The following is an 18,406-nucleotide window of genomic DNA, read 5'->3' as shown; positions in this document are numbered from 1 at the left end:
GTTTCGTGAAAAACGTGAATCAAAACTTTGCCGTCACCGGCGAAGAACGGCGGGGTGTTGCCAGTCTTTGCGTCAAGTGATGCCATGCGCGGCACGTCGCCAGAGCACACGCCCCTCAAGACAAAAACACCGCCCCTTTGCTGAAGGGCGGTGTGTGTTCATTTTGCAAGAACGGGGGGCTTAGCCGAGCGCGTACCCTGCCCCACGCACGGTGCGCACCGGGTCGATGCCGCCATATTGGCACAACGCCTTGCGCAAACGGCCGATATGGACATCGACGGTGCGGGTGTCGACGTAGATGTCGCGGCCCCAGACCCGATCCAATAGCTGTTCGCGCGACCAGACACGGCCCGGTTTTTCCATGAAAGTGGACAACAGGCGGAATTCGGTCGGCCCAAGTTTCAAAGAGCTTTCGCCACGCGTCACCCGATGGGTTTCGGAATCAAGGCGGATGTCTTCGAATTCCAACACCTGCCCCGCCGCCGCCGGACGCACGCGCCGCAATTGCGTGCGCACACGTGCCATCAGTTCGATCACCGAATAGGGTTTGACGACATAGTCGTCCGCGCCGGTCTCTAACCCCCGCACCCGGTCCACTTCTTCAGAACGGGCCGACAGCATGATGACCGGAATGTCGCGGGTGTCCGCACGGGTTTTCAAACGGCGGCAAATCTCGATGCCGGACACGCCAGGGAGCATCCAATCAAGCACGATGATGTCGGGCTGATCTTCGTCGACAAACAACAGGGCATCATCGCCATTCTCGGCTTTCGAGACGACAAATCCTTCGGCTTCGAGGTTATAGGCCAAAACCTCTCTCTGGGCAGGTTCGTCTTCGACCACCAGAACGCGGGGTTGATCAGCGGCCATTATTCGCCCTCCACATCCATCATTTTCTGTGAGGTGATGTCGCCTTTCGGACGCGCATCCTCGGGCAATTCGCCGGTGGTGAGGTAGATCACCTGTTCCGCGATCGAGGTGGCATGATCGCCCATGCGTTCGATGTTTTTGGCGATGAAATGCAGGTGCATACAGGCGGTGATGTTGCGCGGATCTTCCATCATATAGGTGAGGAATTCGCGGAACAGCGCATTGTACATCTGATCGACATCGAGGTCGCGGTGACGGACTTCGTTGGCCATGCCGACATCGCGTTGGATATAGGCATCAAGCGCCAGCTTGAGCATTTCCTCGACCTCACGCGCCATGCGGCGGATCGAGGTGGCGGCCCCCGTGATCGGGTTCATATTGACCAAAACCCCGGTGCGTTTGGCGAGGTTTTTGGCGTAATCGCCACAGCGTTCAAGGTTGGTGGAGATTTTCATCACCGTCAACACCGTGCGCAAATCGCTTGCCGTCGGAGAGCGCAAGGCGATGAGGCGCGCGGCCTCCTCGTTCACTTCCTCTTCCAGCTTGTCGATGGCCTTGTCGGATTTGTGAACCTTTTCGGCCAGCTCAACATCGCGCTCTTCAAGCGCTTGAGCTGCGTCTTTGATGCTGGCTTCAACCAGTCCGCCCATTTTCATGATCAGGGCCTGAATGGCCTCCAGATCACGATCAAAAGCAGAGGCAATATGTTTGTTATCGTTATGCATTTCTATCTCCCTTAGCCGATCCGGCCGGTGATGTAGCTTTCAGTGCGCTCATCTTTCGGGTTGGTGAAAATTTGTTGGGTATCGCCGTATTCAACAAGGTTGCCGAGGTGGAAAAACGCGGTCTTTTGGCTGACGCGCGCGGCTTGTTGCATCGAGTGGGTCACAATCACCACAGAGAAGTTTTCGCGCAGCTCGTCAATCAATTCCTCGACTTGCAGCGTGGCAATCGGGTCAAGGGCGGAACAGGGTTCGTCCATCAACAGCACTTCGGGTTCGGTCGCCACGGCGCGGGCAATGCACAGACGCTGTTGTTGCCCACCCGAAAGGCCGGTGCCGGGGGCCTGAAGACGATCTTTGACCTCGTCCCAAATCGCCGCACGACGCAGGGATTTTTCAACGATCACGTCCAAATCCGCCTTTGATCCGGCCAGCCCGTGAATGCGCGGGCCATAGGCGACGTTGTCATAGATGGATTTCGGGAACGGGTTGGGCTTTTGGAACACCATGCCCACTTTCGCGCGCAATTGCACCGGATCGACGCGTTTGTCGTAAATGTCCTCTTGGTCGAGCAAAATCTTGCCCTCCACCCGACAGACATCAATCGTGTCGTTCATCCGGTTCAAACAGCGCAGGAAGGTGGACTTGCCACAGCCCGACGGACCGATAAAGGCGGTGACGGTTTTATCTTTGATCTCGACGTCCACGTCTTTGATCGCGTGGGTGTCGCCGTAAAAAACCTGTACGCCTTTGGCCGAGATTTTGGTGTCGTTCATGTCCACGTCTCTTTTCACAATTCGCATATCGTTCATGGCTCAGACCTCATTACCAGCGACGCTCAAAGCGGCGGCGCAGAATGACGGCGATGATGTTCATCGTCATCAGGAACAAAAGAAGGATGATGATGCCGCCCCATGCCCGTTCATAATAGGCGGGATCGGCACGTTTGGCCCATTCGTAAATCTGGGCCGGCATCGCGGAGTTCGGATCAAGAAAGCCGGAGGCGATCCCGTCGGGCATGTTGGAGGCGATAAAGCCCACCATCCCGATCAACAGCAAAGGTGCGGTTTCGCCCAAAGCCTGAGCCAGACCGATGATGGTCCCGGTCAAGATTCCCGGCATCGCCAAGGGCAGCACATGGTGGAACACCGATTGCATTTTCGAGGCCCCAACCCCCAAAGCGGCATCGCGGATCGAGGGCGGCACAGCTTTCAATGAGGCGCGGGTCGAAATGATGATCGTTGGCAGGGTCATCAGCGTCAACACCAAACCACCGACCAAAGGCGCGGATTGCGGCAGGTGTACGAACTGGATGAACACGGCCAGACCAAGGATACCGAAGACGATCGAAGGCACCGCCGCGAGGTTCGAGATATTGACCTCAATGAGATCGGTAAAGCGGTTTTGCGGCGCGAATTCTTCGAGGTAGATCGAGGTGGCCACACCGATGGGCAGCGACAGCAAAAGCACCACGATCATCATAAACAGAGAGCCCATCATCGAGACCCCGATCCCGGCCTGTTCCGGGCGGCTTTCGGAGGCATCGGAGCCAAAGATGAAATCAGCGTTAAAGGTGGTTGCCATCAACCCGGCCTTTGCCATCGCATCAGCGATGTCGAGATGTTCGGCATCGAGGTTTTTGTCGCGGATCAAAGCATCGCGGGTCACGCGGCCTTTGAAATAGCCATCAACCCGCGAGGAGGCCAAAAGGCGGAACTCGACCGATGTGCCGACGAGCGAGGGATCGGCCAAAACCGTATCGCGCACCTGGGCAGCCACAGAGGAGGACAGGAGTTTTTCAACATCCTTTTCCTTTTTGAACGGGATGGCGATCCCCGCGTCTTTCAATGCCGTGACCAAAGCGTTGGTCACCACCGGCTTGTAGCCAAAGGTGGAGACTTTCGACATTTCAGCGACATCGCGGTTGCCGGTTTTGTCCAAAGCAGACTCGGTCAACTCCACCGGAATGGTGATGAAGGTCTGTTTGAACGCCGGAATACCGTTGGAGAAAATCGCGACAAGCAAAGCGATAAGGAAGAACAAGCCAACCGCAATCGCGGCCACGCCATAGGCTTTGAACCGGACCTCGGATTGGTTGCGCCGTTTGGTGCGTTTGGTTTCGTCATAGAGCGAGGAGGTGCTCTTTTGCGGGGTCGGTTGCGTATTTGCGGTCATATCGGACATTAGTCATACTGCTCCCGGTATTTGCGCACGATATAGAGCGCGAAGATGTTAAGCGCGAGGGTGATCACAAACAACGTCATCCCCAAGGCAAAGGCCACGAGGGCTTCGGGCGAGGAGAAATCGGCGTCCCCCGTGAGCTGCGACACGATTTTGGCGGTCACGGTGGTCATCGCCTCAAACGGGTTGGCGGACAGGCGCGCGGCGGCCCCTGCCCCAAGCACCACGATCATGGTTTCCCCGATGGCGCGCGAGGCGGCCAAAAGGATCGCACCGACGATACCCGGCAAAGCGGCCGGCAGGATCACCTGTTTCACCGTTTCGGATTTGGTCGCACCAAGGCCTAAGGAGCCATCGCGCATCGCCTGAGGCACGGCGTTGATGATGTCATCAGACAGCGAGGAGACGAAGGGGATCAACATCACCCCCATCACCAGACCTGCGGTCATCACGGCGGTGCCGCCCTTCATCCAATCAACGCCAAGCGCGCCACCGTCACCGAACAGATTGACCAAAAGCGGCCCGACCGTCAGCAAAGCGAAGAGACCGTAAACGATGGTCGGGATGCCTGCGAGCACTTCGAGCAAAGGTTTGGCGATCGCACGCACTTTCGGACCGGCGTATTCCGACAGGTACACCGCGGCGAAAAGCCCGATCGGAACCGCCACCGCCAGCGCGATGAAGGAAATGTAGAACGTGCCCCAGAACAGCGGCAGGATACCAAGCTCGGAACCGCCGCCAAAGGAGGGCGACCATGTCAGCCCGAAAAAGAAATCCTTGGCCGGATAGAGTTTGAAAAACTCGATGGTATTGGAAAACAGCGACAGCACGATGCCAAGCGTGGTGAGGATGGCGATGGAGGCTGCGCCGATCAACAACGCCAGAACCACTCTTTCGACCGAATTGCGCGAGCGTTGCTCTTTGTTGGTGCGCAGATAGGACAGCACAAAACCCAGCACAGCCGCGCCCAAGACCAGCGCAGTCATCAACCAGAGACCGCCATTGGACAGGGTGCGATATTTCTGTGCGGCTTGCAAAACATAGGGTTCCACATTCGACCCAAGCGCCACACCGACCGCGCCCAGACGCGCACGCACATCGGTGAACTCGGAGCGAATATCGCGGGCTTGCTCATGGGTCATCGCCCCTTCGGCGACCGCCACATCAAGCCCCTCCGCCACCCGGCGCACATCCGACATCACAAGATTCAAAGAGCCAGCGTCCGTATAGGCGCGCTCAGGGATCAAAGAGGTCACCTGGCTTTGAATGACCATCGGTTGCGCGATCAACCAGATCACCATGACGGCAAAGCCGGGGATCAAAGTCGCGAACAAAACGTTGGCACCATAATAATTGGGCAAAGAATGCAACTGACGGATATCGCCATGTGCATCTTTGAGCGCACGCATGCGCCCCAGTACAAATCCGATAAGGCCAAGGGCCAGAACCAGAACGAAAAGCCACAGAATGGGCATAAGGCGCTTCCTTGCAGATTTTGCAGAACAGGTCAGAGCGGGCAAACGGACGGAGTGTAACGCCCGTTCGGATGAAAAGCGGCGCGAGGAGTCCCGCGCCGCTCCAATGTCAGATCAAAGCCACAAGGCTTAGTTCATGGTTGCTTCGTCGGATACAGCCGCTTGAACCGCAGCCAATTCCGGGTCAGACACGAGACCGTATTCGGCGAGCGGGCCGGACGGGCCAGCCATGTCGTCGGAGACGAAGAACTCAGCATATTCTTTTACGCCAGGGATCACGCCGATGTGGGCTTTCTTCACGTAGAAGTACAGCGGGCGGGACACAGGGTATTCACCGGTCGCGATGGATTCGGTGGACGGAACCACACCGGACATGGTCGCAACTTTGAGTTTGTCGGTGTTGTTTTCGTAGAATGCGAGACCGAACACGCCGATGCCATTGGTGTTGGCGTCGATGCGAGCGAGCGTTTCGGTGTAGTCACCGTCGATGTCGGTGGACACGCCATCGGTGCGCACTTTGAGGCACTCATCGCCTGCGTCCATGCCAGCAGCTTCGAGCAAAGCCGCAGCGCCAGTGGCTTCACAACCCTCGGCAAGAACTTTCTCTTCGAACACTTCACGGGTGCCGTGTTTGGTGCCCGGAATGAAGGTTGCAATTTCAACAGCCGGGAGATCGGCGTTGAATTCATTCCACATTTTGTAGGGGTTGTCGACCAGCGCGCCGTCTACGACCACTTTCGGAGCCAAAGCGTTGAACCAATCGGACGGGGTAAAGGCGGTGAAGGCCGGGCCGTTCAGCTGGGAGGCGAACACGATGCCGTCATAACCGATGCGGACTTCCATGATGTCGGTCACGCCAGCTTCAGCACAAGCAGCAATTTCTTTTTCGCGGATTTTGCGCGATGCGTTGGCAATGTCGATGGTGTTTTCGCCAACGCCTTCACAGAAGCGTTTGAGGCCAGCGGAAGAGCCGCCGGATTCAATGACCGGTGTCGGGAAATCAAAGTTTTCGCCAAAGGCTTCGGCTACGATCGAGGCGTAGGGAAGAACGGTGGAGGAACCGGCGACTTGCACCTGGTCACGAGCGGCGGCGGCAGTGGCCGAAACGGCTGCGATCGCGATCGCAGAGGCGGTCAGTTTCACAAAGGACATCATTTGCTCCTGAATTTGCTTTATGTCCGAGAGCGACATTGCTCCCTCAACGGCGGGTTTAGGGGGGTCTCGCAATGGTTTTGTGAAACTAATGTAACAGTTTGATGACAGATGCCGGGAAATTCCTAGACATCTTGGCAATTAGCCTAGGTAAAGCCGCAAAAAACCCCGCCAATGTGACAGTGCGTTAGGAATTGTGACAGCCTGTTCACCCCTGATTTGCGGGGAAAATCCATAGATTTGGCTTACTGATAGGGCAAAATGACCGAAAAACAGCTGCCCCGCCCGGTGTGGCTTTCGATCCTGAGCCGCCCGCGGTGGCGGTTTAGAATATGTTTTACAATCGCCAAACCCAGCCCGGTTCCGCCCATTTCACGCGAGCGATGCGAATCTACCCGGTAGAACCGTTCGGTCAGGCGGGGGATATGTTGCGAGGCGATGCCATCGCCTTGGTCCGACACATCCACCCGCACCGCTTGCGAACGCATCGTCGGTTCGACCGCATGTGAGGTCAAACAGATGTGCACCTCTTTGCCCGCACCGCCATATTTGATCGCGTTCTCGATCAGATTGGTGAACACTTGCGTCAATTGGTCAAAATCTCCGGGCACCTCTTCGACCCCCTCCACACCCTCAAGCGTCAAGGTCACATTGCGTGCCCGCGCCACAGGGTGCAAGGTCAGGACCACAGAGCGCAACAGTGCCGAAATATCCACCCGATCCGTCGGACGCACACGGCGTTCGGCCTCAACCCGGCTCAGCGACAACAGATCGCCGACAATCCGGTTCATCCGCTTGGCCTCGCGGTCCATGATCTCCAAAAACCGGGTGCGCGCGGCAGTGTCATCGGCGGCCGGACCCAGCAGGGTTTCGATAAACCCGAGCACCGCTGTCAATGGCGTGCGCAGTTCGTGGCTGACATTGGCCACAAAATCGCGGCGCATGTGGCCAGCCTCCTGAACCTCGGTCTTGTCCTCAAAGGCGACCGTCACACAGGCAAAATCGCCGACAATCACCGGGCGCACAAACACGTCATAGACCAAATCGCGCTGACTTTCCGTCACGCGATACACCGCCTCGGCGGGTTCTGAGAGGCGCAAGACGTTTTCAATCGCGTCCAACAACATGGGTTGACGCAACACCGTGATGTAATGCCGCCCGACCATGGCGTCGGAAAACAGGGTGGCAGCGAGGGCATTGGCGGCCAAAACCCGTTCGTCGCGTCCAATCACCACCACAGGCAGGGGCATCGCGCGCGCCATTTCGGTCACCACATCTTCCCCAAAGGCCATTTCTTTTATCACGCTGCGCATGGGATCACTTTCTTTGTCTGCGTGGGCCTACCCACATCATGTAACCTGTCTGTGACAACGGGGGCTGTCAAACTGGTGCTTGCTCAAATTCCGTCTCTCAAATTCCCATTTTGCGAATTATTTCGGTTTTGATAAAAAGATTGTTGCAATTTCGATACTTTACCCGTTTGCTCGAAGAGGACATGAGAGCGTAAACATACAGGACCCCTGCCATATGGGTACCGTTCGACAGAACATTTTTGGCGACATTATCGCTCTGAACCGGGACACGCACCTGAACTCTTCAGGCATGGTCTTGATGGTGGGCGAGCCACTGCTGATGCAAACCCTCAAAAAGCATTTCCCTGAACGGTCCGGCGTCTTCTTTATCGAATTTGCTGATCTGTCTCGTGAAATCTTAACTGCAATCAACCCGGATAGCGTCGTGGCCCCGGCCATTTCGGCGCATTTTGATTGTCTGGAATTGGCGGCGTTCCTCAGTTCCGTCGATTACAAAGGCCTGTTGCGCGTCATTGCCAAAGACCTGCCGAGGCCGGAGATTGTGCGCAACGAAGTGCGGCAGCATTACCCGCATTTGGACTTTGACATCATCATCCCGGTGCGCCCCGTGCCGCGCAATGCCAAGGTGATGCACTAACAGGGTGATGCGTCAAAAGACCCTATGAAAGGGCGGAAAAGCCAAACCACCCAGACGAATCTGGATCACGGGCTCAGCCAATCGCGACCAATCCGTCCCGAAACCGGCGGGCATTTTGTTGATAATGCAGCGCAGAGGCGCGCAGACCGGCGATCTGTGCCTCTGTCAGCATCCGCACAACCTTGCCCGGCGCGCCCATGACCAGCGATCCATCCGGGATCTCTTTGCCCTCGGTGATCAAGGCCCCTGCCCCGATCAAACAGTTTTTGCCAATCCGAGCCCCGTTCAACACGGTGGCCCCCATCCCGATCAGGGAATTTTCGCCGATCACACAGCCATGCAACATCGCCTTATGGCCAATGGTACAGCCCGCGCCGATCACAAGCGGATAGCCCATGTCGGTGTGCAACACGCAGTTCTCCTGGATGTTGCTGCCCGCGCCGACCTCAATCGCCTCATTGTCGCCGCGCAAAGTGGCGCCGAACCAAATATTGGCACCCTCTGCCAAAATCACCTTACCGATGACATTGGCGTCGGGCGCGACCCAGTAGTCGCCATTTTCCGGCAACACCGGCGCGTGATCCTCAAGTGTATAGAGTGTCATCCTTCGACCTCCTGAAATTCGGACTGAAGATGGCGAACGAAATTCATCAGCCCCGGTTGTTGTGCTCGACGCAGCCGTTCGGCGGTGATGATGGTTTTCAGACGCTCAAACGTGGTCGTCAGATCGTCATTGACCAACACATAATCATAGCCATCCCAATGGCTGATCTCATCCCAGCTTTTTTCCATCCGTTTGGCAATCACCTCGTCGCTGTCCTGGCCACGGGTTTCGAGGCGGCGACGCAATTCGCGGATGGAGGGCGGCAGCACGAAGATCGACAGCACATGATCGCGTAAAACGGAATTGGCGATCTGTTGCGCGCCTTGCCAATCGACATCGAACAACACATCGCGGCCGGTCTCGATCGCGGCGCGGACGGGGGCCGACGGGGAACCGTAGAAATTGCCGAACACATGGGCGTGTTCCAACATCTCGCCGTCGTTGACCATGTCTTTGAACGTGGCCTCATCGACGAAATGGTAATCGACCCCGTCCACCTCTCCTGGTCGCGGCGCGCGCGTTGTGGCGGAGATGGAAAATCGCAACGAGTTGTCCCACTCCATCAAGGCCCGCGCGAGCGTGGATTTTCCCGCCCCTGAGGGAGAGGATAAGATGATGAGAAGACCGCGCCGCTCCGCTTCCATGAAATGCTCCTTTTGTCGTCGCTCTTCCTATATCGGGCGGAGCGCGGCTTGGCTACTGCTTGGCGATTGTGACGCAATCATGTCGGAATGCGCCAAACTGAGTCTCAAATGCTGCAACTGCACGCCATAATCTTGCCCATATTCCCGATCTTGCGCCCCGCGATCTGTCAGCTTTAGCAATAAATTGTGGCAGGGCCGTTGTGCTAAACTGGCGATACATACAATTTTACAGAAGTGATTGGCGCGCGGATCGAACTCTGGACGCCCCAAAGTTATACTTTTCAACAGTATGTTTTTGAACGATTTTTCATAATTTTATCCATAGAATCCACATGCAGACGTTAAACTTTTGGTCACCATGCCCGCGTTCTCTTCTGCGGATGTTAACCATTGGTTAGCTTTTTACACCAAATCGGGCAAACTCGTGGCATATTCAGGTCAAGCCAGCGGTGAAACACTGCAGGCAATGAAATCAGGCGGGACGGTGCCAGAAGAGACCGAACGGCAAGGCACGGCCCGCAGTGGAACGTACAATCGGTGGCGCGATCTGAGCGCTCGCGAGAATAGGTGATGAGATGAAAATCGAATATGTCAGCGGCTCCAATGTTGTATCTCTTATGCCGCGTCGTAACGACATGCATTTCCCGGCCCTCAAAACGGTCGAAGCCTATTGGGACGGCCTGCGCAATGGCCGCCCCGTCCCCGCCCGTTCCGAAATTGATCCGCGCGGCATGCAATCGGCGCTCGAATACGCCTTTATCCTGGAGCGGATCGCTCTGGGCGTGGCGCGGTTCCGCTTGGCCGGGATGCATCTGACCGATCTGATGGGCATGGAAGTGCGCGGGATGCCGTTGACGGCAATGTTTGTCCCCGAAAGCCGGGCCAAGATTTCCGAAGCTTTGGAAGCGGTGTTTGAAACCCCGCAAATCACCGTTATCACGCTGAAAGCCGAACGTGGCATTGGTCGCGGCGCGATGGATGCACAGCTTTTGCTCTGCCCGCTCAAATCCGATCTTGGCGATGTGAACCGCGTTTTGGGCTGTATCCAGTCCAAAGGCGAGATTGGCCGCCAACCGCGCCGCTTTGAAGTGGTCGATGTGCAAAGCCGTCCCCTGCTCTCGGACAACCCGACCGAGCAAAGCTTTGCCACCACCCCGGCAGGCACCCCGGTGCCCGCAGGTTTTGCCGAGGCGAAAAAGGCCTATGACGATCATACCGCGAAAGGCACGGATAAAAAAACCGACCATCCCCAAGCGTCGATCCCGCAGCGCCCGAAAGGCAAACCGGTTTTGCGCCTGATCAAGGCCGAAGAGTAAAAAAATCCAGTCATCGTGGGGGTGATCGGCGCGGCACATCGGTGTCGCGCCTTTTTATTTGCGTGGCGCTGTGTTTGGGTGGGGCATCTGCCTTGGAGTGCCGCATGACCCACATCACCTATGCCATCGAGCCCGACCTGTCCTCAGAGGATTTTCTCGCCGTGCTGTACGGCTCAACCTTGGCCGAGCGGCGTCCAGTCGATGACCCGGCGCGGATTGCCGGGATGTTGGCCGGGGCGGATCTGATTGTCACCGCGCGCGACGAGTCTGGGCGCTTGGTCGGTGTGGCGCGTTCGATCACCGATTGGCACTTTTGCCTCTATTGTTCCGATCTGGCCGTGCTCACCGACATGCAGGGCCATGGCATTGGCAAGGCGCTTTTGGCGGAAACGGTCAAAGCCGCGCCCAAGGTCAAAACCCACCTGTTGCTTTCGGCGCCGAAAGCGATGAGCTTTTATCAAGCGGCGGGCTATGAGGCGATTGAAAACGGCTTTGTGTTTCATCGCGGCTGAGGCATTTTAGGCGGTTCAAAAAGCAAACAAAAGCAAAAAGCCGGACATGAAGCCCGGCTTTCAACATCTTGATCTTAAAAGAGTTACGCGGAAACCGCGATCTCTTCCGGCGCTTGACCTTTTTGCAGCTCTTCGGCCACAAGGAACGCCAATTCCAGCGCTTGCGAGGCGTTCAGACGCGGGTCACAGGCGGTGTGGTAACGATCGGCGAGATTCTCGTCGGTCACAGCGCGCAAACCGCCGGTGCATTCGGTCACGTCCTTGCCGGTCATCTCGAAATGCACACCACCGGGAATGGTGCCATGATCACGGTGCACGGCAAAGAACTCCTGCACCTCGGCCAGAACCATGTCAAACGGGCGGGTTTTATATCCGCTGTCCGATTTGATCGTGTTGCCATGCATCGGGTCACAGGACCACACCACCTTGGCACCTTCGGCTTTGACCGTCTCGATGAGACGCGGCAGATGGTCCGCGACTTTTCCCGCACCAAACCGCGCGATCAGGGTCAAACGGCCCGCCTCGTTTTCCGGGTTCAGTTTAGACATCAAGACCTTAAGGTCTTCGGCGGTGGTCGTGGGGCCGCATTTCAACCCGATCGGGTTTTGCACACCGCGGCAGAATTCCACATGCGCACCGTCCGGCTGACGGGTCCGATCACCGATCCAGATCATGTGACCCGAGCCCGCAATCGTTGCCCCCGTGGTGCTGTCCACACGGGTCAGCGCCTCTTCATATTCCAACAAAAGCGCCTCATGCGAGGTGTAGAAATCCACCGTATGCAGGTCGTGATTGTTCTCGGATGTGATCCCCGCCGCCTTCATGAAATCCAGGGAATCTTGGATGCGATTGGCCATATCGCGGTATTTCTCGGCTTCGTCGGCCTCCGTGAAGCCCAGAGTCCAAGCATGCACCCGGTGAATATCGGCAAACCCGCCTTTGGAAAAGGCGCGCAGCAGGTTCAGCGAAGCGGCGGCTTGGGTGTAGGCCTGCAACATCCGGTTCGGATCGGGGATGCGCGCTTCGGGTGTGAAGTCAAAACCGTTGATAATGTCACCGCGGTAGCTCGGCAATTCGACGCCATTGGACGTTTCTGTCGCGGCCGAGCGCGGCTTGGCAAATTGCCCCGCCATGCGACCGACCTTGATCACCGGCACTTTCGCGCCAAAGGTCAGCACCATCGCCATTTGCAACATGACTTTGAACGTGTCGCGAATCTGATCGCCGCCAAATTCGGCAAAGCTTTCGGCGCAATCGCCGCCCTGCAACAAAAACGCCTCGCCGCGAGAGGCTTTCGCCAGATCGCGTTTGAGTGTGCGCGCCTCCCCCGCAAAAACGAGCGGCGGATATTTGGCAAGCTGAGCCTCAACAGCATTCAGCGCGGCCTCGTCCGTATAGTCGGGCATTTGCACACGCGGTTTGTTGCGCCATGCGGTTTTCACCCAATCCGTCATCGTTTTTACTCCAGGTGGTGCCTGCGCGACTTTGCGCAGGGGCAATTTCATCCTCCAACGCGCGCGGGCCCTGTTAGCGCCCACAGCGTTTGAGCTTTATAAACTTTCTGGCCTGTGGATGGAAACCAAAAACGACAGGATTTTATGCGTCATTCTGCGGCTGTTGGTCAAAAAACAGGCAACGTACCCCAGCAGGGCTACGGCATTTGGGGTGACAACAGCGCAATGAGTCGCCTTATCTCCCGCCTTTCCCCTAAATCCTTGCCAAAAGCGGACGATTTTTTCGCGACATCACGTCTTTTTGGGCATTGGCTTGATTTCTGATCCTCAAACCCAACGGCATATCTTTCCAATTGGTAAAAGCCGTTCTAGTCTTCGCCCCAGACTACGAAAAAACAGGGAGTATACCATATGAAGAAGCTGCTTTTGGCGTCCACCGCCGCAACCCTTTTCTCCGCTGCGGCCTTCGCAGAAGAGGTCAAGGTCGGCGTGATCCTTGGCTACACGGGCCCGATTGAATCGCTGACCCCCGACATGGCCGCAAGTGCGGAATTGGCCTTTAAAGAAATCAGCGACAGCGGGATGTTTCTGGACGGTTCGACCATCACCCCCGTGCGCGCCGACAGCACCTGTGTGGACGCCGCCGCGGCTTCTGCGGCTGCCGAGCGTTTGATCACCTCTGACGGTATCGTGGCCATCATGGGTGCGGATTGTTCCGGCGTGACCGGCGCGGTCTTGTCCAACGTGGCTGTGCCGAATGGCGTGGTGATGATCTCTCCCTCTGCCACCTCGCCGGGTCTGACCACGGTCGAAGACAATGACCTGTTCTTCCGCACCTCGCCGTCTGACGCGCGCCAAGGCGCTGTTTTGGCAGATGTTTTGGAAGAAAAAGGCATCACATCGGTGGCGGTGACCTACACCAACTCCGATTACGGCAAAGGCCTCTCCGATGCGTTCGCGGCCTCTTATGATGGCGAAATCACCATCAACACCTCGCATGAAGACGGCAAAGCCGACTATTCCGCCGAAATCGCCGCACTGGCCTCTGCTGGTGGCGAAATGCTTGTCGTGTTGGGCTATGTCGACCAAGGCGGCAAAGGCATCATCCAAGCCTCCGCTGACACCGGCGCGTTTGACATGTTCCTTTTGGGCGACGGCATGTACGGCGACAGCCTGATCGCGGATCTGGGTGACGTGGTCGAAGGCTCCATCGGGATCGTGCCATGGGCCGAAGGTGCGGGCACCGACGCATTCAACGCTTTGGGTGAAGCGGCGGGCATCAACGTCTCCTCCGCTTACACCCGCGAATCCTATGACGCGGGCGCTTTGATCGCTTTGGCCATGGCCAAAGGCGGTGCGGCAACCAAAGAAGCCGTGGCGGCCAACGTCTTGGACGTGGCCAACGCACCGGGCGAGCCGATCTTGCCGGGCGAATTGGACAAGGCGCTCAAAATCCTCTCCGAGGGTGGCGACATCAACTATGTCGGCGCAACCAATGTGGAATTGATCGGACCGGGCGAGGCCGCTGGCTCCTACCGCTATTACACGATCAAAGACGGCGGGTTTGAAACCGTTTCGATCCGCTAAACGCAACATCTGATATGGCCCGGAGATCTGTCACTTGACGCTCCGGGCCATATTTCTTATCCGGTCCCATTCGCTTAACAGCCGGATCAAAAACGGGGATACACCATATGATCGAAGTGCGTGATCTGCACATGCATTTCGGCGGTTTTCGTGCAGTGGACGGGGCTTCGCTTACGCTTGAGCAAGGCACGATCACCGGGCTCATCGGGCCCAATGGCGCGGGAAAAACGTCGCTTTTCAATTGCATCGCCGGGGTTTTGACCCCCACCTCTGGACAGGTTTTGTTTGACGGTGAGGACATCACCGGGCTCAAACCGCACCACCTTTTTGCCAAGGGCATTTTGCGCACGTTCCAGATCGCGCATGAGTTCTCAAGCATGACGGTGCGCGAGAACCTGATGATGGTGCCTGCGGGGCAAACCGGCGAGACGCTGGTCAATGCGTGGTTTAAGCGCAAACAGATCGCCGCCGAGGAACGCGCCCTGCGCGAAAAGGCCGATGAAGTCCTTGAGTTTCTGACCATTTCCCATATCGCGGATTTGAAAGCGGGCGAGATTTCCGGCGGTCAGAAAAAGCTTTTGGAGCTGGGCCGCACGATGATGGTTGATGCCAAAATGGTGTTTCTCGATGAGGTCGGCGCGGGCGTCAACCGTACGCTGTTGTACACCATTGGCGATGCGATCAAACGGCTCAACGTGGAGCGCGGTTATACATTTTGCATGATTGAGCACGACATGGAGTTCATCAAACAGCTTTGCGATCCTGTCATTGTGATGGCCGAGGGTAAAGTGATGGCGACGGGCACGGCAAGCGAGATCATGAGCGATGAGGCGGTGATCGAGGCCTATTTGGGCACCGGCGTGAAAAACAAGAAACCGGAGGGCGCGCAATGACATTCCTCCACGCAAGCGAGATGCGCGGCGGCTATGGCTCCGGCGCGGATATTCTGCACGGCTGTACCCTGACCGTGCAAAAAGGCGAGATTGCCGTCATCGTTGGCCCTAATGGCGCGGGCAAATCCACCGCAATGAAGGCGGTGTTTGGCATGTTGAACCTGCGCGAGGGCCATGTGCATCTGGGCGGCGAAGACATCACCCAATTGTCCCCCCAAGAGCGCGTCTACAAAGGCATGGGCTTTGTGCCACAGACCCACAATATTTTCCCGACCATGACGGTACGCGAGAATTTGGAAATGGGCGCGTTCATTCGCAATGATGACATCGAAGAGACGATTGAACAGGTCTATGAGCTGTTTCCGGCGGTGAAAGACAAGCGCAACCAGAACGCAGGCGAACTCTCTGGTGGTCAACGCCAACAGGTCGCTGTCGGTCGTGCGCTGATGACCCAACCGAAATTGTTGATGCTCGATGAACCGACCGCAGGCGTGTCCCCCATCGTGATGGACGAGCTGTTTGATCGGATCATCGAGGTCGCCCGCACCGGGATTTCCATCCTCATGGTCGAACAAAACGCCCGCCAAGCGCTTGAAATCGCGGATAAAGGCTATGTCCTTGTCCAAGGCGCCAATGCTTATACCGACACGGGGGCCGCCCTTTTGGCCAACCCCGAAGTCCGCCGCACATTCTTGGGGGGCTAACAGATGGATATCCTCAACGCCCTCGTGGCCTTCGCCAATTTTGTCCTTATCCCTGCCACAGCTTACGGCGCGCAGCTTGCGCTGGGGGCTTTGGGCGTGACGCTGATCTACGGCGTGCTGCGGTTCTCAAACTTTGCCCATGGCGAAACCATGTCCTTTGGCGCGATGGTGGTTGTGCTGGTCACGGCGCTGTTCCAAAGCTGGGGCATTTCTCTTGGGCCGCTGCCAACCGCCCTTCTCGCCCTGCCCTTTGGCATAGCGGTCACGGCGCTGTTGCTTTTGACCACCGACCGCGTGGTCTACAAGTTCTACCGTAAAGTCAAAGCCGCCCCGGTCATGTTGGTGATCGTCTCCACCGGGGTGATGTTTGTCATGAACGGCGTCGTGCGCATGGTCGTGGGCACAGAAGACCGCCGCTTTGCCGATGGCGCACGCTTCTTGGTAAATGCCCGCGATTTCAAGGCCTGGTCGGGCTTGGACGAAGGTCTTGCGATCAAAACCACCCAAGTGATCACCGTCGTCGTCGCCCTGATCACTGTGGCCGCGTTGTTTTGGTTTTTGAACAAAACCCGCACCGGGAAATCCATGCGCGCCTTCTCGGATAACGAAGATTTGGCGCTTTTGTCGGGCATCAACCCGGAGCGCGTGGTGACGATCACATGGCTCTTGGTCGCAGCTCTCGCCACCATCGCGGGTGCGCTTTACGGTTTGGACAAATCGTTCAAACCCTTTATTTATCAACAGCTTCTCTTGCCGGTCTTCGCCGCCGCCATCGTCGGTGGCATCGGCAATCCACTGGGCGCGATTGCGGGCGGGTTTGTCATTGCCTTTTCCGAGGTGACCCTGACCTACGCCTTCAAAAAGGTGATCACCTATCTCAGCCCGGACAGTTGGAGCCCAGACGGTTTGGTGCAGCTTCTGTCGACAGATTACAAATTCGCCGTCTCCTTCGCCATCCTGATCATCGTGCTGTTGTTCAAACCCACGGGTCTCTTTAAGGGGCAATCGATATGACAAAACCCGACATGAAAAAATCGAGAGCACCCCAGTATTTCTTGGCGATGGCGCTGCTGATCTCGGCGGTTGGCCTGTTGCAATCGTGGAACTCCGCGCTGTCCATCCTCAACATGGGGCTGATCTCGGCGATCATGGCCTTGGGGGTGAACCTGCAATGGGGCTATGCGGGGCTGTTTAACGTCGGCGTCATGGGCTTTGTCGCCTTGGGTGGCTTGGCCGTTGTGCTGACCTCGATGCCCCCGGTCCCGGCCGCGTGGTCTGCGGGCGGCGGACGCATCGTCGCCGCGCTTGTGGTCGGTGTCGCGATCATCGCGGGTGCTGCCGTGTTGTGGAAAAAGATGCCAAAGGGCCGGACGCGCGGTTTGGTTTTGACCGCCTTTTTGGTGGCTGGTTTCTTCCTGTTCCGCTTCCTGTTGGACCCGGCGGTTGCCGCGATTGAAGCGGTTGATCCGGCGGTCTCCGGCTATCTTGGCGGGCTGGGCTTGCCTGTCATGCTGGCCTGGCCTGTGGGCGGGATCTTGGCGGCGGGCGCGGCTTGGCTTGTGGCCAAAACCGCACTGGGACTGCGCTCTGATTATCTGGCCATCGCCACATTGGGCATCGCCGAGATTATCCTTGCGGTGATGAAAAACGAAGATTGGCTGTCGCGCGGCGTCAAAAACGTCAACGGGTTGCCCCGTCCTGTCCCGAATGAAATCGACCTGCAAAACGCGCAATGGTTTTTGGACATGATGACCCGGTTCGGCATGGACCCAACCACAGGCTCGTCGATTTTCGTCAAACTTCTCTATGCCTTGCTGTTTCTGGCCGTGATCATTCTGATCGTCACGGCAATGGAATTGGCGCTCAAAAGCCCCTGGGGGCGGATGATGCGCGCGATCCGTGACAACGAGGTCGCCGCCGAAGCCATGGGCAAAAACGTCACCGGGAGGCACTTGCAAATCTTCGTGCTGGGGGCCGCGATCATCGGCGTTGCGGGCGCGATGATGACCACGCTCGACGGTCAGCTCACCCCCACCACCTACCAACCGCTGCGCTACACCTTCCTCGTTTGGGTCATGGTGATTGTCGGCGGATCGGGCAACAATTGGGGCGCGGTTTTGGGCGGCATGTTGATTTGGTTCCTGTGGATCGAGGTCGAGCCAATTGGTGCATGGATCGTTAATGTGATCACCTCGGGTATGGACGATGGCTCGGCGTTTAAGGCTGGATTGATCGAACGCGTGGCCTATATGCGCTATTTGACCATGGGCGTGATCCTTTTGGTCGTGCTGCGGTTTTCACCGCGCGGGTTGTTGCCAGAAAAATAGGTCGGCCAAAATAGG

General features: G+C 57.2%; 18 protein-coding genes. 8 read left to right on the top strand and 10 right to left on the bottom strand.

The annotated features are described in order from the left end of the window. Positions 1-180 precede the first annotated feature (180 nt). The 7 genes from phoB to B30_RS09975 all read right to left on the bottom strand — a co-directional run bounded on the left by phoB (position 181) and on the right by B30_RS09975 (position 7,713). Positions 181-870 (bottom strand): phosphate regulon transcriptional regulator PhoB, encoded by a 690-nt coding sequence (gene phoB / locus B30_RS10005; protein ID WP_009571933.1) that lies wholly within the window; start codon positions 868-870, stop codon positions 181-183. Beyond that, positions 870-1,595 (bottom strand): phosphate signaling complex protein PhoU, encoded by a 726-nt coding sequence (gene phoU / locus B30_RS10000; protein ID WP_009571932.1) that lies wholly within the window; start codon positions 1,593-1,595, stop codon positions 870-872. The genes phoB and phoU overlap by 1 nt, the downstream gene beginning before the upstream one ends. Positions 1,596-1,606: 11 nt before the next feature. Next, the gene (gene pstB / locus B30_RS09995) at positions 1,607-2,404 is read right to left on the bottom strand and encodes a phosphate ABC transporter ATP-binding protein PstB (RefSeq protein WP_040402121.1); all 798 of its coding nucleotides are present in this window, start codon (positions 2,402-2,404) and stop codon (positions 1,607-1,609) included. 13 nt (positions 2,405-2,417) lie between these two features. Beyond that, positions 2,418-3,776: a phosphate ABC transporter permease PstA gene (gene pstA, locus B30_RS09990; protein WP_009571930.1), complete on the bottom strand. Its 1,359-nt coding sequence runs from the start codon at positions 3,774-3,776 to the stop codon at positions 2,418-2,420. Continuing rightward, the gene (gene pstC, locus B30_RS09985; RefSeq protein ID WP_009571929.1) at positions 3,776-5,248 is read right to left on the bottom strand and encodes a phosphate ABC transporter permease subunit PstC; all 1,473 of its coding nucleotides are present in this window, start codon (positions 5,246-5,248) and stop codon (positions 3,776-3,778) included. The genes pstA and pstC overlap by 1 nt, the downstream gene beginning before the upstream one ends. 129 nt (positions 5,249-5,377) lie before the next feature. Continuing rightward, complete coding sequence (locus B30_RS09980; protein ID WP_040402120.1) at positions 5,378-6,400, bottom strand: substrate-binding domain-containing protein; 1,023 nt, start codon at positions 6,398-6,400, stop codon at positions 5,378-5,380. A gap of 245 nt (positions 6,401-6,645) precedes the next feature. After that, a complete protein-coding gene (locus B30_RS09975) occupies positions 6,646-7,713 on the bottom strand; it encodes a sensor histidine kinase (RefSeq protein WP_009571927.1) in 1,068 nt (355 codons plus the stop codon). Positions 7,714-7,927: 214 nt separating this feature from the next. Between B30_RS09975 and B30_RS09970 the strand changes: the two genes are divergently transcribed. After that, positions 7,928-8,350 carry a hypothetical protein gene (locus tag B30_RS09970; RefSeq protein WP_009571926.1) on the top strand — a complete coding sequence of 141 codons (423 nt, stop codon included), beginning with the start codon at positions 7,928-7,930 and terminating at the stop codon, positions 8,348-8,350. A gap of 73 nt (positions 8,351-8,423) precedes the next feature. Here the strand turns inward: B30_RS09970 and B30_RS09965 are convergent, their stop codons facing one another. Together B30_RS09965 and gmk are read right to left on the bottom strand one after the other, a co-directional pair. After that, complete coding sequence (locus B30_RS09965; RefSeq protein ID WP_009571925.1) at positions 8,424-8,954, bottom strand: gamma carbonic anhydrase family protein; 531 nt, start codon at positions 8,952-8,954, stop codon at positions 8,424-8,426. After that, positions 8,951-9,598: a guanylate kinase gene (gmk, locus tag B30_RS09960; RefSeq protein WP_009571924.1), complete on the bottom strand. Its 648-nt coding sequence runs from the start codon at positions 9,596-9,598 to the stop codon at positions 8,951-8,953. The genes B30_RS09965 and gmk overlap by 4 nt, the downstream gene beginning before the upstream one ends. Before the next feature lie 575 nt (positions 9,599-10,173). On the opposite strand from gmk, the gene B30_RS09955 reads away from it, so the two are divergent. Together B30_RS09955 and B30_RS09950 are read left to right on the top strand one after the other, a co-directional pair. After that, positions 10,174-10,914, top strand: coding sequence for a PAS domain-containing protein (locus B30_RS09955; protein WP_009571923.1), 741 nt, complete (start codon positions 10,174-10,176; stop codon positions 10,912-10,914). Between the two features lie 104 nt (positions 10,915-11,018). Beyond that, positions 11,019-11,426, top strand: a complete 408-nt coding sequence (locus B30_RS09950; protein ID WP_009571922.1) for a GNAT family N-acetyltransferase — start codon at positions 11,019-11,021, stop codon at positions 11,424-11,426. An 83-nt stretch (positions 11,427-11,509) separates the two neighbouring features. Here the strand turns inward: B30_RS09950 and B30_RS09945 are convergent, their stop codons facing one another. Further along, on the bottom strand, positions 11,510-12,880 hold the full coding sequence (locus B30_RS09945) for a class II 3-deoxy-7-phosphoheptulonate synthase (protein WP_040402234.1): 1,371 nt from the start codon (positions 12,878-12,880) through the stop codon (positions 11,510-11,512). A 411-nt stretch (positions 12,881-13,291) separates the two neighbouring features. On the opposite strand from B30_RS09945, the gene B30_RS09935 reads away from it, so the two are divergent. The 5 genes from B30_RS09935 (at position 13,292) to B30_RS09915 (ending at position 18,391) form a co-directional block, all read left to right on the top strand. After that, the gene (locus B30_RS09935; protein ID WP_009571920.1) at positions 13,292-14,467 is read left to right on the top strand and encodes an ABC transporter substrate-binding protein; all 1,176 of its coding nucleotides are present in this window, start codon (positions 13,292-13,294) and stop codon (positions 14,465-14,467) included. Positions 14,468-14,574: 107 nt separating this feature from the next. After that, on the top strand, positions 14,575-15,360 hold the full coding sequence (locus tag B30_RS09930) for an ABC transporter ATP-binding protein (protein ID WP_009571919.1): 786 nt from the start codon (positions 14,575-14,577) through the stop codon (positions 15,358-15,360). Further along, positions 15,357-16,064, top strand: a complete 708-nt coding sequence (locus B30_RS09925; protein WP_009571918.1) for an ABC transporter ATP-binding protein — start codon at positions 15,357-15,359, stop codon at positions 16,062-16,064. The genes B30_RS09930 and B30_RS09925 overlap by 4 nt, the downstream gene beginning before the upstream one ends. A 3-nt stretch (positions 16,065-16,067) precedes the next feature. Continuing rightward, positions 16,068-17,078 (top strand): branched-chain amino acid ABC transporter permease, encoded by a 1,011-nt coding sequence (locus B30_RS09920; RefSeq protein WP_009571917.1) that lies wholly within the window; start codon positions 16,068-16,070, stop codon positions 17,076-17,078. Then, positions 17,075-18,391 (top strand): branched-chain amino acid ABC transporter permease, encoded by a 1,317-nt coding sequence (locus B30_RS09915; RefSeq protein WP_009571916.1) that lies wholly within the window; start codon positions 17,075-17,077, stop codon positions 18,389-18,391. Before B30_RS09920 ends, B30_RS09915 begins: the two co-directional genes overlap by 4 nt. Positions 18,392-18,406: the final 15 nt, after the last annotated feature.

The organism is Celeribacter baekdonensis B30 (genome assembly GCF_000299875.1).
Taxonomy (GTDB): Bacteria; Pseudomonadota; Alphaproteobacteria; order Rhodobacterales; family Rhodobacteraceae; genus Celeribacter; species Celeribacter baekdonensis_A.
This window is presented reverse-complemented; position numbering and strand designations above follow the sequence as displayed.